The sequence below is a fragment of the Pseudoalteromonas luteoviolacea DSM 6061 genome (assembly GCF_001625655.1).
Taxonomy (GTDB): Bacteria; Pseudomonadota; Gammaproteobacteria; order Enterobacterales; family Alteromonadaceae; genus Pseudoalteromonas; species Pseudoalteromonas luteoviolacea.
The window spans coordinates 66,911-80,869 of sequence record NZ_AUYB01000024.1; the positions used below are offsets into that span (position 1 = coordinate 66,911).

18 protein-coding genes are annotated in these 13,959 nt (G+C 41.0%); 13 read left to right on the forward strand and 5 right to left on the reverse strand.

What is annotated here, in order from left to right; genetic code table 11:
- The first annotated feature begins 3 nt into the window (after positions 1-3).
- From N475_RS01565 to glpG, 6 genes are all read left to right on the forward strand, one after another.
- A complete protein-coding gene (locus N475_RS01565) occupies positions 4-1,047 on the forward strand; it encodes a glycosyltransferase family 9 protein (protein WP_063359402.1) in 1,044 nt (347 codons plus the stop codon).
- Positions 1,044-1,601 (forward strand): D-glycero-beta-D-manno-heptose 1,7-bisphosphate 7-phosphatase, encoded by a 558-nt coding sequence (gmhB, locus tag N475_RS01570; RefSeq protein ID WP_063359401.1) that lies wholly within the window; start codon positions 1,044-1,046, stop codon positions 1,599-1,601. Before N475_RS01565 ends, gmhB begins: the two co-directional genes overlap by 4 nt.
- 308 nt (positions 1,602-1,909) lie before the next feature.
- Complete coding sequence (locus N475_RS01575) at positions 1,910-3,106, forward strand: glycine C-acetyltransferase (protein WP_063359400.1); 1,197 nt, start codon at positions 1,910-1,912, stop codon at positions 3,104-3,106.
- Positions 3,107-3,152: 46 nt separating this feature from the next.
- Positions 3,153-4,181: an L-threonine 3-dehydrogenase gene (gene tdh / locus N475_RS01580; RefSeq protein WP_063359399.1), complete on the forward strand. Its 1,029-nt coding sequence runs from the start codon at positions 3,153-3,155 to the stop codon at positions 4,179-4,181.
- A gap of 91 nt (positions 4,182-4,272) precedes the next feature.
- The gene (glpE, locus tag N475_RS01585) at positions 4,273-4,590 is read left to right on the forward strand and encodes a thiosulfate sulfurtransferase GlpE (RefSeq protein ID WP_063359398.1); all 318 of its coding nucleotides are present in this window, start codon (positions 4,273-4,275) and stop codon (positions 4,588-4,590) included.
- Positions 4,587-5,408, forward strand: coding sequence for a rhomboid family intramembrane serine protease GlpG (gene glpG / locus N475_RS01590; RefSeq protein WP_063359397.1), 822 nt, complete (start codon positions 4,587-4,589; stop codon positions 5,406-5,408). Before glpE ends, glpG begins: the two co-directional genes overlap by 4 nt.
- Here the strand turns inward: glpG and N475_RS01595 are convergent.
- Positions 5,389-5,784, reverse strand: coding sequence for a flagellar basal body-associated protein FliL (locus tag N475_RS01595; protein WP_063359396.1), 396 nt, complete (start codon positions 5,782-5,784; stop codon positions 5,389-5,391). The two genes, glpG and N475_RS01595, sit on opposite strands and share 20 nt — an antisense overlap.
- Before the next feature lie 153 nt (positions 5,785-5,937).
- Here N475_RS01595 and N475_RS01600 point away from each other — a divergent pair, with 153 nt between their 5' ends.
- Both N475_RS01600 and ubiA read left to right on the forward strand, forming a co-directional pair.
- Complete coding sequence (locus N475_RS01600; protein ID WP_063359395.1) at positions 5,938-6,471, forward strand: chorismate--pyruvate lyase family protein; 534 nt, start codon at positions 5,938-5,940, stop codon at positions 6,469-6,471.
- On the forward strand, positions 6,472-7,335 hold the full coding sequence (gene ubiA / locus N475_RS01605; RefSeq protein ID WP_063359394.1) for a 4-hydroxybenzoate octaprenyltransferase: 864 nt from the start codon (positions 6,472-6,474) through the stop codon (positions 7,333-7,335).
- Between the two features lie 58 nt (positions 7,336-7,393).
- Here the strand turns inward: ubiA and N475_RS01610 are convergent, their stop codons facing one another.
- The 3 genes from N475_RS01610 to N475_RS01620 form a co-directional block, all read right to left on the reverse strand.
- Positions 7,394-8,302, reverse strand: coding sequence for a LysR family transcriptional regulator (locus N475_RS01610; RefSeq protein WP_063359393.1), 909 nt, complete (start codon positions 8,300-8,302; stop codon positions 7,394-7,396).
- A gap of 110 nt (positions 8,303-8,412) precedes the next feature.
- Positions 8,413-9,939, reverse strand: a complete 1,527-nt coding sequence (locus N475_RS01615) for a DUF3369 domain-containing protein (protein WP_063359392.1) — start codon at positions 9,937-9,939, stop codon at positions 8,413-8,415.
- Positions 9,940-9,996: 57 nt separating this feature from the next.
- A complete protein-coding gene (locus N475_RS01620) occupies positions 9,997-10,395 on the reverse strand; it encodes a DUF2721 domain-containing protein (protein WP_063359391.1) in 399 nt (132 codons plus the stop codon).
- Between the two features lie 35 nt (positions 10,396-10,430).
- Here N475_RS01620 and N475_RS01625 point away from each other — a divergent pair, with 35 nt between their 5' ends.
- Genes N475_RS01625 through tsaD form a run of 3 tightly spaced genes read left to right on the forward strand, consistent with a single transcriptional unit; the run spans position 10,431 to position 12,422 of the window.
- Complete coding sequence (locus tag N475_RS01625) at positions 10,431-10,790, forward strand: putative signal transducing protein (RefSeq protein ID WP_227008381.1); 360 nt, start codon at positions 10,431-10,433, stop codon at positions 10,788-10,790.
- A complete protein-coding gene (locus N475_RS01630) occupies positions 10,774-11,373 on the forward strand; it encodes a YjaG family protein (RefSeq protein WP_063359390.1) in 600 nt (199 codons plus the stop codon). The genes N475_RS01625 and N475_RS01630 overlap by 17 nt, the downstream gene beginning before the upstream one ends.
- 32 nt (positions 11,374-11,405) lie before the next feature.
- Positions 11,406-12,422 carry a tRNA (adenosine(37)-N6)-threonylcarbamoyltransferase complex transferase subunit TsaD gene (tsaD, locus tag N475_RS01635; RefSeq protein WP_063364570.1) on the forward strand — a complete coding sequence of 339 codons (1,017 nt, stop codon included), beginning with the start codon at positions 11,406-11,408 and terminating at the stop codon, positions 12,420-12,422.
- On the opposite strand, the gene plsY is transcribed toward tsaD, so the two are convergent.
- The gene (plsY, locus tag N475_RS01640) at positions 12,419-13,018 is read right to left on the reverse strand and encodes a glycerol-3-phosphate 1-O-acyltransferase PlsY (protein WP_142046958.1); all 600 of its coding nucleotides are present in this window, start codon (positions 13,016-13,018) and stop codon (positions 12,419-12,421) included. The two genes, tsaD and plsY, sit on opposite strands and share 4 nt — an antisense overlap.
- A 104-nt stretch (positions 13,019-13,122) precedes the next feature.
- Here plsY and folB point away from each other — a divergent pair, with 104 nt between their 5' ends.
- Entirely contained in the window at positions 13,123-13,476 is a 354-nt protein-coding gene (folB, locus tag N475_RS01645) for a dihydroneopterin aldolase (RefSeq protein WP_063359387.1), read from the forward strand.
- On the forward strand, positions 13,476-13,955 hold the full coding sequence (folK, locus tag N475_RS01650; RefSeq protein WP_063359386.1) for a 2-amino-4-hydroxy-6-hydroxymethyldihydropteridine diphosphokinase: 480 nt from the start codon (positions 13,476-13,478) through the stop codon (positions 13,953-13,955). The genes folB and folK overlap by 1 nt, the downstream gene beginning before the upstream one ends.
- Positions 13,956-13,959: the final 4 nt, after the last annotated feature.

Genomic DNA, 13,959 nt, shown 5'->3' on the forward strand with positions numbered 1-13,959 from the left:
TGCGTGTCTAATTCTCTCTCTTCTATTTGTATTTTAAGGTTGTCTGCAATTGGTGACGTATGCCATGCCGTGTCAGCTGTACAAGCGATTCAAAGGGCTCACCCTCAAGCTAAGATTACCTGGGTGATAGGCAAAGTAGAAGCTATGTTACTGGCCGATTTGCCTGGCGTTGAATTTGTTATTTTTGATAAAAAACGCGGTAAAGCGGCGTTTAAAGATCTTAAATCGCATTTTAAGGGTCGTAAATTTGATGTGTTGCTTCATATGCAAGTCGCATTTAGAGCAAATATTGCCGCTTTACAGATTCCAGCAAAGGTAAAGATTGGTTTTGATAAAGGACGTTCGAAAGAGCTTCATTCTCTATTTGTGAATCAACGCATCTTGCCTCAAGAGGCTCCTCATGTTTTAGAAGGCTTTCACAATTTCGCCCGTGCCATAGGCGCTGACGCTGAACAAGTGAGTTGGGAAATGCCTTATACTGAAGAGCACGAGTCCCAAGCCCAAGCGCTACTTAAGGGAATGAGTAAGATCTTTGTTATTTCTTCGGCTGCAAGTAAAAAAGAGCGCAACTGGTTACCAGAACGCTATGCTGCTTTAGCTGACTACGCAGCATCACAAGGGTTCAATGTGGTTATCACTGGCGGACCGACTGATATGGAGCGCGAGCTTAGCGGTGCCATTATTAGTCATGCAAATTGTGAAATCACTAACTTAGTAGGAAAAACTCAGTTAAAGACACTGTTGTGTGTGTTAAAACAAGCCAAGCTCGTATTGGCTCCTGATACAGGGCCTGCCCATATGGCGGTAACTGTGGGCACGCCAGTGATAGGTTTGTATGCACACTCCAACCCAAAGCGTACAGGACCGTATTTGTACCAACAGTATGTTGTTGAGGTGTATCATAAAAACTTGCTTGCTCAAAAGGGTAAAACAGCCGCAGAGCTGCCTTGGGGCACTCGCGTTAAAGGGGAAAACCTTATGGCCCAAATTGATGTTGACTCGGTTAAGTCTATGTTTGATACGGTAGTAGAACAAGAGCAGTTATGAAGCACAAAGCACTTTTTTTAGATAGAGATGGCGTAATAAACCACGATCATGCCTATGTGCATACCATTGATGAGTTTGAATTTATCGAGGGTGTGTTTGAAGCATGTCAGCAATTTAGTAGGCGAGGGTACAAAATTATTGTGGTGACAAACCAGTCAGGTATTGGAAGAGGTTACTATGATGAGCAACAATTCAGCCTTTTAAGTAAATGGATGTGCGAGCAATTTGCAACGCATCACGTAGAGATTGATGGCGTGTATTTTTGTCCTCATCACCCCAAAAAGGCTTTACCTAAGTACTTGCGAGCATGTGATTGCCGTAAGCCCGAGCCTGGTATGTTACTTCAAGCGATCAAAGACCATGACATTGATCCGGCGCAAAGCATCATGGTTGGTGACAAAGTATCTGATTTAGGCGCAGCAAAAGCGGCTGGGGTGACAACAAAAATATTGGTGAGATCAGGGCAGACATTTGATGAGGCCAGTACTGCTGAAGCTGACTTTGTATGCGATGCATTGTCCGATGTGCCCAATATTGTGTTTAAAAGCGCATAAATATTTACAGTTGGGTAAAACAAGATAATCACAATTCGTGCATTTAGCTGACGAACCTTTTAAAATATACTCAAGTTATGTAACGCATTCATACAAAAACTGAGCTTTGAGCTTGGGTATGACTTTTCATTTGGTGTGTATCCTATATTTGTAGATTTACTCTAAACTCTGACGTCTAACGAATGATGGAAAAACAAGAGTGGTTAACCTAATGGGTTAGCGACTATGTGATTCGTTATTCAGACAGTGTGTTTAGTACTTAGGCAAAGTAATGTATACACACTCCGTGCAACCAATGGAGACTCTACATGAGAGCAGCGGCATTTTACAGCCAACTTCAACAACAAATAGAAGAAGTAAAAGCTGAAGGTTTATATAAAAAAGAACGTATTATCACTTCACAGCAACAAGCTGAAATTGCGGTTTCAACAGGTGAAAGTGTAATCAATTTTTGTGCAAACAATTATTTAGGCTTAGCAAACCACCCAGAGCTGATTGAAGCTGCAAAACAGGGGCTTTCTGATCACGGTTTTGGCGTTGCCTCGGTACGTTTCATTTGTGGTACGCAAGATATTCACAAGACGTTGGAAGAAAAAATCAGCGCATTCCTAAAAACTGAAGATACGATTTTATACTCTTCATGCTTTGATGCGAATGCAGGCTTATTCGAAACAATTTTAGGCCCAGAAGATGCGATTATTTCAGATTCATTGAATCATGCCTCAATTATTGATGGGGTTCGTCTATGTAAAGCGAAACGCTTCCGTTACGCGAACAACGACATGGCAGATCTAGAGCAGCAGTTAATTGCAGCGACTGAAGCAGGTGCAAAGACTAAGCTGATTGCGACTGATGGCGTGTTTTCAATGGATGGTGTGATCTGTAACCTTAAAGCTGTGTGTGATCTTGCAGATAAGTATGACGCTTTGGTAATGGTTGACGATTCTCACGCTGTAGGTTTTGTTGGTGAGAATGGTGCTGGTACCCCAGAGTACTGTGGTGTTATGGACCGTGTTGACATCATTACTGGTACTTTGGGTAAAGCGTTAGGTGGTGCATCTGGTGGTTACACATCTGGTAAAAAAGAAATCGTTGAGTGGTTACGTCAACGTTCACGTCCATACTTATTCTCTAACTCATTAGCACCATCAATCGTTACGGCCTCTATTCGTGTATTAGATATGCTAAAAGACGGCAAAGAGCTGCGTGAAAAACTATGGGAGAATGCAGCGCATTTCCGTACAGAGATGGAAGCAGCAGGCTTTACATGTGCAGGTAAAGATCATGCAATTATTCCTGTAATGCTTGGCGATGCGAAAGTTGCGGCAGAGATGTCAGATAGACTACTTGCAGAAGGTATTTATGTAATTGGTTTCTCGTACCCTGTCGTTCCAAAGGGTCAAGCACGTATCCGTACACAAATCTCAGCTGCACATACTAAAGAGCAGTTAGATAAGGCTATCGCTGCATTTATCCGCATTGGTAAAGATTTAGGTGTGATTTAATAGCTAGGTGCCTTTTTTGGCACCTACTTTCTAACGAGTGAATATTATGAAAGCATTATCCAAGTTGAAAGCTGAAGAAGGGATCTGGATGACAGATGTGCCAAAACCAGAAATGGGGCACAATGACTTACTAATCAAGATCCGTAAAACAGCTATCTGTGGTACGGATGTCCATATTTACAAATGGGATGAGTGGTCGCAAAATACAATTCCTACGCCAATGGTTGTTGGCCATGAGTATGTCGGTGAAATTGTTGATATGGGACAAGAGGTGCGAGGATTCAGTGTTGGAGACCGCGTATCTGGTGAAGGTCATATTACGTGTGGGCACTGCCGTAACTGTCGCGCAGGACGCGTTCATTTATGTCGCAACACCGTAGGTGTTGGTGTCAATAGAGAAGGTTCATTCGCCGAGTACCTTGTTATCCCTGCATATAATGCATTTAAGATTCCTGATAATATTTCTGATGAATTAGCCTCTATTTTTGACCCATTTGGTAATGCAGTTCACACAGCACTATCATTCGATTTAGTTGGTGAAGACGTATTGATTACTGGTGCAGGACCAATTGGTATTATGGCTGCTGCAGTGGCTAAGCACGTTGGTGCCCGTCACGTTGTAATCACAGACGTTAATGAGTATCGCCTTGAATTAGCAAGAAAAATGGGCGCTACCAAGGCTGTAAATGTTGCTACAGAAAAGCTAGAAGATGTTATGCAAGAATTAGGCATGACCGAAGGTTTTGATGTTGGTTTAGAAATGTCTGGTGTGCCAGTTGCTTTCAATAGCATGCTCAATAACATGAACCATGGTGGCAAGATTGCTATGTTGGGTATTCCACCGAGCGATATGGCTGTCGATTGGAATCAAGTTATTTTCAAAGGCCTTGTTATCAAAGGTATTTATGGACGAGAAATGTTTGAAACTTGGTACAAGATGGCAAGCCTTATTCAATCTGGCTTAAACCTTGACCCTATCATTACGCATGAATTCCATGTGGATGATTTCCAAAAAGGTTTTGATACAATGATCTCTGGCCAATCGGGCAAAGTGATTTTAAACTGGACTGAATAAGCCAATTAAATATATTACACTCGTTGAGTGTTGTTGCGGTTAGCTAGGAGATGGTTGGCCGCAATTATAAAAGCTTTTTAAAGAGAGTAAGATGTCTTTTAAACATATCACTATTGAGCAAACCCATGAGATGATGTCTCGAGAAGATGTCGTGATTGCAGATATCCGAGATCCAAATTCTTTTGCAACGGGTCACATTCCTGGTTCTGAACATCTCTCAAATGAAAATCTTGCCCGATTTATGCAAGAAAAAGAGTTTGAGCAACCGATCATCATAGTGTGTTATCACGGAATTAGTTCTCAAAGTGCTGCAAATTATTTGGTCGAGCAGGGCTTTGAAGATGTTTACAGTATGGATGGTGGATTTACCCAATGGGAGCAGTCCCAACCAGACAGTATTGAAAGATGAAAATCTTAGGCTCCTTTTCTGACCCTCGGGCGGTTCAAGGAGTCGTTGACTACCTAAAGACTCACGGTATTCATAGCAAAGTGCACAGTCAAGATGGTCGTATTGTCACTGTGTGGGTTGAAGAGCAAGACTATCTGCAAGCCTCACCACATTGGCAGGAGTTCTTAGCGGACCCATATAACGATAAATACAGCCAAGCATCATGGCGAATCGGTTCGACCCACAACCCCAAAAAAGGTGAGCGTGCTAATCTTAGTCTATTTTCGCGCATTATCTGTCTCAATTGGTTTTTACAGTTAGTTGCTGTAATCTGTATTTTTCAGTTTGTTAGTTTCTTTATTTTTGATGCCAATAGTATTTTTAATGCGCTTAAATTTGATGTAAACAAACCCATTACTTGGTTCACACCAGCTGTTGTTCACTTTGGTGTAATTCATCTATTGTTTAATCTTAGCTGGTGGCTTTATCTTGGTAATCAAATTGTCACAAAAGCTGGGCTTTATGCGTTGTTGGCGGTGTTTTTATCGAGTGCGCTGATCAGCAATTGGGCACAGTTTTTAATGGTTGATGCTGAGTTTGGGGGCTTGAGCGGTGTTGTCTATGCTCAGTTAGGATTTTACTGGATATATTCAGTATTAAACCCTCATCAAACACCTATACTGTTAAAGCTCTGCATCGGGTTTATGTTGATTTGGATGGTACTAGGGTTTGCCGATGTGCTCTTCATTAGTATGGCCAATTGGGCACATCTATTTGGTTTATTGTCAGGGATAAGCGTAGCTTTCATTTACGCCCAAATCAGTGGTAAAGGTACTTAGTAAAAAGTACTTCTCTGATGATTTCCTGCCCAGTTTCTTCTTTTAGCAATGTCTTTAATTTGGCTGCACATCGTTGTCTGATCTCTTCTCGTCCAGTCAAAGACTTGATGGTTTCTTCCGGTTCCTTACTCAGGATCTGTACGATTGCATCTCGAAGCAGCGGAGTATGATGTTCCACAACGGCAATATTAGAAATATCGTCTAGCATGAGGTCGATAGTGACCCTAACATATCCTAACTTCTTATTAGATTGGCCGATATAATTGGTGATGATATCGGGTTCGAAACCGTAATAGCCTACAGTGGACTCAGCTTTTAGCTTAAAACTTAAGGTACTTACCAATAGTGCTATTAACAATAAATGAAAACGAACCATAATCGCCTAAAAAAGTAACCAAATATCAATAATAAGCTTAGTTTATACTTAAATCTAAAACATGAACAGCAGGCAATAAGATAATCACAAACTTTTTTGCGTTGCCAAGCTTTGGTATCATGACGGCGATTTAGTCCTTATTGAATAATTGAATTGCAAAAAAATCCTATTTCCCTAGATTATCAGTGGTGTGGCGTCAACCAACTGAAAGAAAGAGCACCGTTATGGCTGCACAATAGATTAGTTGAGCAGGGCTCTCTGACCGCATTACTCAAAAGCCAGTGTGAACATTTCAAAGTACAAGTGTTAGAAGAGAAGTTGATAACGCCACCAGAGAATATAGCAAAGTTACTAGGCACAGGCGTGAATAAGAGCTTATGTCGGGAAGTACTGTTGTTGTGCGATGATGCACCGCACGTTTACGCTCAGAGCTGGATTACAGATGAAGCTAATGAACTCGGCCTCAGTAATGTAGGAAATAAGCCCTTGGGAGAGAGGCTGTTTCAAGAGTCAGATTGGAGCCGCGGAGAGTTAGAAGTTTGCCATATCCAATGCGCAAAGAGCCAAGAGCAGCTTTCAGAGCTATTTTGTTCACCTTCAGAGCCTTTTTTTGCAAGGCGCAGTATATTCACTAATCAAAATGCTAAAGTTTTAGTATGCGAAATATTCAACAATGGAATTGAATAAATGAAAAGTGCAGTTTTGCAGCTATCGAATTACCCAGAGTACAAACAGCTTATGCGTTTGGATAAACCCATAGGTACATTTCTACTTTTATGGCCAACAATGTGGAGCTTGTGGTTAGCTTCAGAGGGCTCCCCTAGTTTGTTGCATATATTCGTATTTGCAATGGGGACTTTTCTTATGCGCAGTGCTGGCTGTGTAATTAATGATTTTGCAGATCGCAAAGTGGATGGAGCGGTAAAACGCACGGCTTTGCGACCATTAGCTAGGGGCGCAGTGTCATCAAAAGAAGCATTATGTTTGTTTTTTGTGTTGGTTTTACTCTCTTTTGGGCTGGTGCTTTTACTAAACTGGCAAACAATTTTGCTGTCTGTTGGTGGGGTGATTTTAGCCGCCATGTACCCTTTTATGAAGCGATATACACATTTACCACAAGTCGTATTGGGAGCTGCATTTAGTTGGGGTATACCTATGTCATTTATGGCAGAATCTGGTGAAGTACCGATGATTGCATGGTATCTATTTGTCGCAAACTTATTGTGGACCGTTGCTTACGATACAATGTATGCCATGGTAGATAGGGATGATGATCTAAAAATTGGGATCAAATCAACCGCGATTTTATTTGGAAAGTGGGACAGGCATATTATTGCATTATTAAACCTTGGCTTTATGGCAATAATGGCTTCTGTGGCCTTGATGTATAGTCTGGGAATATGGTTTTGGGTGGCGTTTGGCATTGCAGCTATGGTTTTACTGTACCTACAAAAAGAGATAGCTTCTCGGGACAGAGATACATGCTTTAAATCATTCTTAAATAACAACTATGTCGGTTTAGTATTGTTTGTTGGAATACTTTTGGGGTAACACTTGCCCACATCTAAGTTAATTTGATGTGGGCTTTGTGCGTCAAGTAGAAGAGAAATTAAGAATGCACTGGCGCACTATTCATTTGTAATTGACCCGCTGTTTTTTCAATGAGCTTAAGTAAGCTACTCACATGGGTATTACCACTGATCTGATGGTTTGTATTAATAACTAACTGCTCATGACTATCGTCTTTATTAGTTTTTAATAGTGCCAATTCAGGGTCTTGTGCAATTGTTTTAGAATGCTCAATGCTCGCAATTGCAAAACTTTGACTGCACTTCAAGCCATCTATAACTTGTGTGATATTACCTATTTTAACGCTAGTCGATTTATTAAGACCTTCTACAGCCTCATTTAGCATACTTTGTACTTGCTTTGATTGAGAAAAACAGCCGTACATTGGATACTGTGATAATTCCGCTCTACGAATGCAGTCTTGTGAGGCAAGAGGGTGCATCTTAGAAACGAATAAAATAAGCTGATCAGGTAAATGAATATCGCTGACTAAGCTGGTCGCAGAAGACAGGTAGACACTGATGTCAACTTCACCCAATTGAACCTTCCTGGTCAATTCATGCTCATCAAGAAGCTGCATCTCAATTTTAACATTTGGGTAGTCAGCCAAAAACTTACCACATGACATAGGAACAATTTCACTGGCTTTGGCAGTATACCCAACAACTAGCTTCTGTTGATCTCTACCAAATAAGCTCTGCTTAATTGTATTTTTGGTTACATCAAGCTCACTCAAAGTAGCCTTACAATAATTTAAAAACAGCTCTCCCTGTTCAGTTAATTTCACTGATCGTGTCGAGCGCTTTACGAGCTCACACCCAATTTCATCTTCCAGAGTTTGTATACTTCTGGTCAACGCAGAAGTACTGATCTGGGTTTGTTCGGCAGCTTGTCTAAAATGACGAAGGTTGCCAAGAGCAACAAATTGCTCAAGTTGTTCAAATCTCATTTGAAATTCCTTTTATTTCAACAAAAATGCAATCATAACGTTGATTTCCTAATACTAATACAGTTTAAGGAAACATCCAAGTGAATTTTTTACATTTCGCTTACAAAATTTTAGTCGGGATGGTTATCCCTGATTAAAATGAATTGTTCCAGATTATTTATAAACAAATCAACTAATTTGGGATCAAATTGCTTGGATTTTTGAGATTTAATCTCAGAAATGACTTTTTCCATTGGCCAAGCTGTCTTGTAGCATCTTTTACTTCCGAGAGCGTCGAAAACATCCGCTAACGCAGTAATTCTGCCGACTATATCGATATTTTCACCGCTGAGCCCTTGAGGGTATCCGCTTCCATCCCACTTTTCATGATGTTGATGGGCAATTGTTGCGCCACATTGTAAAATTTCATTCGTAGAATTTTTCAATATCTCGTACCCCAATTGAGCATGCGTCTGCATTAATTCCCATTCGTCACTAGTAAGTTTACCGGGTTTGTTTAGGATCACGTCGGGTATACCTATTTTTCCAATATCGTGCAATGGAGAAGCCATTTTTATTATTTCGGCTTTGTAGCTATTAATGCCGTATAGCTCAGCAAGTAATTTGCTGTACATCGCAACCCGCTTTACATGTGAGCCAGTTTCTTTCGAACGTTTTTCGACAGCTTCACCCAAAATATAGGAGAGTTCTCGCTGAGATTCTTTTACTGTTTCTCTGAGTTTTAAATTATCATGAGCGAGCGCAATATTGTTTGCAAAGAATTCTAACAGTTGGCAATCAGTGCTGCGCAAGGAACTTTTTTTGCTGACATAGAGCATGGTTTCCAGCCCACCTTTCGAGGTGAAATAGCCGACATATTCATTGCAAGACTTGCAAGAAGTTTTTCTGTTGTGTGTTTCAATAAATAAGTTCTTGACATTATTGGGGATTTTCTCAGAGCTGGGTTCAACGCCTTCCCCTGATGCTGCTAGTAATTTGAATTGTGAGCCTGAGTCAGTTTGCCTATTAGTAGCTGCAGCACAATATATCTCTGAGTCGGACAATCCGAGTACTTGTGCAACGTGGTCAAGGATGGTTGAGGCAAAATCATGGACATTGTCACATTCTAAGAAACTAGATGATGCTGCGATAATACGTTCCAGTCCCTTTTTATGTAACTCGATAGTTTGTAAATCCCGGTGCGAGCGCAGAGCGGAGTAGAGCAGCGTTTTGAGCTTAACCGCAGTAAGCTCAGTTTTGTTTTTGTAATCATTGATATCATAATCACGTATAACTGACTCTTCAGGTGCCTCTCCCGGTTGCCCTGTTCTTAGAATAAGCCGAATATCGTGATTGGCAATATCGTTTCGGATAAATTTTATGAGGTCCAATCCGGCATGGTTGTTTTCCATCACAACATCAATTAAACCAACTGATATTGAGTTATCACTTTCGAGGATTTCCATTGCTTGCTGTGCTGAGTAAGCATGATGAAATCGCAGTGACTTTTCTTCAAATCTAAAGTCTGAAAGTACTAACTTTGTTACTTGGTGGATGTCCTCTTCATCGTCAACGACGAGAACATCCCAGAAGGCGTCATCTTTAGGAATTTGCGCTTCTTCTCTTAGTTGTTCATTTGAAAAAAGAAAACCACTCACAAACGGCCCGCCTGTTACTGTTGTTATTGTCAGTATAGTCAGGCCAATGAGAGATGCTTACTCTTGCATCGGCTTTTTTTCAATATTGTTGAGTTCAATTTCTATCGCGTCACATGAAATATGGATTTCATATAGAGAGAGAATTAAGGAGGCTATTAAGCAACATAAGCTGGCACCGAATAAAATAATGCCTAGTAGATTGACTTCAATAAACAGTGCAAACATGGATAGCGTACAAAGTAAAAACGAAAACACACCCCAAGCTTGCATGAGCCTGATGAGTTTGATGCGCTTTTTCAAATTATTAATTTGTTGAACTACTAGCGAACGTAAAGTATCACCTTCTCTGGCGTTAAGTTCTCGAATCAGCTGGGCGAGCACTAAGAATCGATTGGTATAGGCAAGCAACAGTAAAGAGATGGCGGGAAAAAGTAGTCCCGGAGTTGTGAGAGTCATAGAGCTCTTCCAATTTACACACTACAATATTGTTTATGATAGCAAAATTAGATTTGGACGCTATGGAAAACGAATGGGATACTTGGTGTTGCTTGTTCAGTACAGATAATGTCATTGAGGCACACTTGGTTAATGGTTTGCTTAAGCAAGCTAGAATCATGACTAAACTTCAGGGTGAAGCGCTAAGTTCGTCACTTGGTGAACTCCCTTTTGCGAATAGCGCAATAAAGATCCTAGTACCCGCGATAAAGTTGCCCCTTGGTGAAGAAATATTGGTAAACTATCACCAGTCAAAATCAAATGAAGATTGGCAATGCCAAAACTGTAATGAGCACAATGGGGCTGCATTTCAAAGTTGTTGGCATTGTGGAAGTGAATATGAGCAAAGCAAATAACTTTCAGCGAATTAGAGAACTTAATTACTTACAAAAAGCAGCGCTGGCTGCTGCTATCTTAGAGCGCATGACTCCGAACTATGGGCTTTTCAGTGAAGCGACTGGATTTGGCGATGAGCAGGTTTTCAGAAATGCGTTGAATTTATGTTGGGAAAAACTACTTTTGCCAAAGAGCAAAATTAGTCTAGAAAAGCAAATTGAAAAAATTGAGCCAAATGTTCCTGAACTGGCTGATTTTGATATGTTTGGAACATATCCAGCAATTGATGTTTCGACAGCTCTGCTCGGGTTTATTCAAGGTTTAATGACCAAAGATGATGTTGAATTTGTAAATGTCGCCAAAATTTCTCAGGCTACCGTTGCTAGATACATCGAGTTTCTATTGATTTCGGAAGACGTGACGCCTGACAACAAGTTGGTTAGAGAACATCCTCTGATGCAATACGAAATAGAAGTGTTGGCAGAGTTAATTGATTTTGTCGAAGGTATGGGCAGAATCACTTCTGACTCAATCAAACAACTTAAAGCACAGGCCGTCAGTGACGGGCAAACTAATATTGGCTTGGCAATTGAGTCAGCTTAGTCGTAAATAAAGTAGAGTAGTGGAGAACAAGGTTGCGTATTTTAGGTATTGAATCTTCCTGTGATGAAACCGGTATTGCTATTTATGATGATGAACAAGGGCTCTTGGCTCATCAACTGTACAGCCAAGTAAAAGTACACGCTGATTATGGCGGTGTTGTGCCAGAATTAGCCTCTCGAGATCACGTTAGAAAAACGATTCCATTGATTGAAGCGGCATTTAAACAAGCTGGTTGTGGCCCTGAGTCTTTAGATGGTATTGGATATACTGCGGGACCAGGATTGGTTGGTGCGCTATTGGTGGGTACATCTATCGGTCGTTCACTTGCATTTGGGTGGAATATTCCTGCTGTTGCAGTGCACCATATGGAAGGTCATCTATTAGCACCTATGTTGGAAGAGGATAAACCTGAGTTTCCTTTTGTGGCGTTGCTAGTGTCTGGTGGACACACCATGATGGTCAAAGTAGCAGGTATTGGTGAGTATGAAATCCTTGGTGAGTCAGTAGATGATGCAGCAGGCGAAGCATTTGATAAAACAGCTAAACTACTGGGCTTGGATTACCCAGGAGGGCCATTATTAGCTAAACTGGCGATGCAAGGCACGCCGCAAAGGTTTGTATTCCCAAGACCAATGACAGATAGGCCAGGATTAGATTTTAGTTTTAGCGGACTTAAAACAGCAGCTGCAAACACCATTAAGAATGAAGGTACTGATGAGCAAACTAAGGCTGATATCGCCCACGCTTTTCAAACCGCAGTGATTGATACTTTAGCAATTAAGTGTAAGCGTGCGTTAAAGCAAACGGGTATTAAGCGTTTAGTGATTGCAGGTGGTGTAAGCGCAAATGTTGAACTGAGAGGTAAATTAGAGCGGATGATGCAAGGGATGCAAGGCCGTGTTTATTACCCAAGAACAGAGTTCTGTACAGATAATGGCGCAATGATTGCATTTGCAGGTATGCAACGCCTTAAAGCGGGTCAGGTCGCGCCATTAGATATGAAAACCCAACCGCGTTGGCCACTTGACAGCTTGCCGCCAGTATCTTAATTGGCGTTATCTTCTTTTTTCTTCCCAACTCTAGGCTCTTTGCCCTGCATGAGTCTAGAGATGTTTGCTCTGTGCCTAAAGATGATTAAAACCGTTAAAAAGCCAACTGGCAATGTATATTGAGGTTTTATCAGCCAAGTGTACAAAGGCGCTGCCGCAACAGTAACAATTGCTGCTAGAGAGGAGAAACGAAAGGCCCACAAAATAAGTAGCCACGTTAAAATTAACAACCCTGCCAGAGATAACCCAATAGGCAGCAGAGCACCAAATGCTGTGGCAACTGCTTTTCCGCCATTAAAATGAAAAAAGATTGGATATATGTGCCCAAGGCAGGCGGAAACTGCGACTGCACCTAGCCAAACTGGTTCTATATTGAGAAAGTAAGCTCCCCAAACTGGAATAGTGCCTTTTAACACGTCGAAGATTAGGACTAATGCTGCAGGAAGTTTTCCGCCTAGTCTAAGTACGTTTGTTGCGCCGGGGTTATTGGAACCCGAAAAGCGAGGATCTGGCAATGAAAATACCCTAGAGATTAAAATCGCCGAGGAAATTGATCCAAATAAATAAGCACAAACACACATTAAAATGACTAACACAAGCTTCCTTATTTTTTCTTGCTTTAATTTGGGCTATGATCGCGATTCTTTTTACACGGCTAAATTTATAGAGCCGACCTGTTTTAGTCATGCTAGGAGTATACATGGACAAGGTCTATATCTCGCAATTGCACGTCGAGACCATAATAGGAGTTTACGACTTTGAGAAAGAAAGTAAACAAAGCCTTTATTTTGATATTGAAATGTCTACAGATATTACCCAAGCTGCTAAGACGGATGACATCAATTTAACTGTTGATTATGCCAACGTCAGTGAGCGTGTAATTGCGCTCTCCACATCGATACAAGTTGAATTACTTGAGACGTTATTGGAGCGTTTGGCAGAAATGATTCTCAACGAGTTTGCCGTCAGCGACGTGAAAATAAAAGTCAGCAAACCCGCGGCAGTGTCTCAGGCGCAAACGGTGGGTATTGAGATCTTTCGGACAAAAAACTAATGGCAGAAATTTACATCAGTATAGGCTCTAATATAGAAAGAGAGCGACATTTTCAAAATGGTTTGAGAGCGTTAATTGAGCGCTTTCCTGATTATAGACATTCTAACGTGTACGAAAGTGAGCCAGTTGGATTTAGCGGTAGAAATTTTTTTAATTCAGTCTTTGCGGCCACCACGTCACTAAATGTGGAACAAGTTTGTCAGATACTAAAACAAATTGAACATGATAATGGCCGTACGAGAGGGGATAAAAAGTTCAGCCCTAGAACTCTAGACTTAGATCTTCTTATGTATGACGACCTGATTTGTGAATTGCCCGCACAATTGCCTAGAGATGAAATCACCAAAAATGCATTTGTTTTATTACCCCTGTCTGAGGTGGCAGCGCAGGTAAAGCACCCTGTGGTTGGCGAGACAATACAAACTATTTGGCAAAATTATCATAACCCCTCTCAAAAACTATGGAAAGTGGAGCTGTAAAGTA

Excerpts from the sequence above, each read along its gene's own strand:
- gmhB (WP_063359401.1), top strand. The coding sequence starts at position 1,044 with ATGAAGCACAAAGCACTTTTTTTAGATAGAGATGGCGTAATAAACCAC.
- N475_RS01575 (WP_063359400.1), top strand. The coding sequence starts at position 1,910 with ATGAGAGCAGCGGCATTTTACAGCCAACTTCAACAACAAATAGAAGAA.
- tdh (WP_063359399.1), top strand. The coding sequence starts at position 3,153 with ATGAAAGCATTATCCAAGTTGAAAGCTGAAGAAGGGATCTGGATGACA.
- glpE (WP_063359398.1), top strand. The coding sequence starts at position 4,273 with ATGTCTTTTAAACATATCACTATTGAGCAAACCCATGAGATGATGTCT.
- glpG (WP_063359397.1), top strand. The coding sequence starts at position 4,587 with ATGAAAATCTTAGGCTCCTTTTCTGACCCTCGGGCGGTTCAAGGAGTC.
- N475_RS01595 (WP_063359396.1), bottom strand. The coding sequence starts at position 5,784 with ATGGTTCGTTTTCATTTATTGTTAATAGCACTATTGGTAAGTACCTTA.
- ubiA (WP_063359394.1), top strand. The coding sequence starts at position 6,472 with ATGAAAAGTGCAGTTTTGCAGCTATCGAATTACCCAGAGTACAAACAG.
- N475_RS01610 (WP_063359393.1), bottom strand. The coding sequence starts at position 8,302 with ATGAGATTTGAACAACTTGAGCAATTTGTTGCTCTTGGCAACCTTCGT.
- N475_RS01620 (WP_063359391.1), bottom strand. The coding sequence starts at position 10,395 with ATGACTCTCACAACTCCGGGACTACTTTTTCCCGCCATCTCTTTACTG.
- N475_RS01625 (WP_227008381.1), top strand. The coding sequence starts at position 10,431 with ATGATAGCAAAATTAGATTTGGACGCTATGGAAAACGAATGGGATACT.
- N475_RS01630 (WP_063359390.1), top strand. The coding sequence starts at position 10,774 with ATGAGCAAAGCAAATAACTTTCAGCGAATTAGAGAACTTAATTACTTA.
- folB (WP_063359387.1), top strand. The coding sequence starts at position 13,123 with ATGGACAAGGTCTATATCTCGCAATTGCACGTCGAGACCATAATAGGA.
- folK (WP_063359386.1), top strand. The coding sequence starts at position 13,476 with ATGGCAGAAATTTACATCAGTATAGGCTCTAATATAGAAAGAGAGCGA.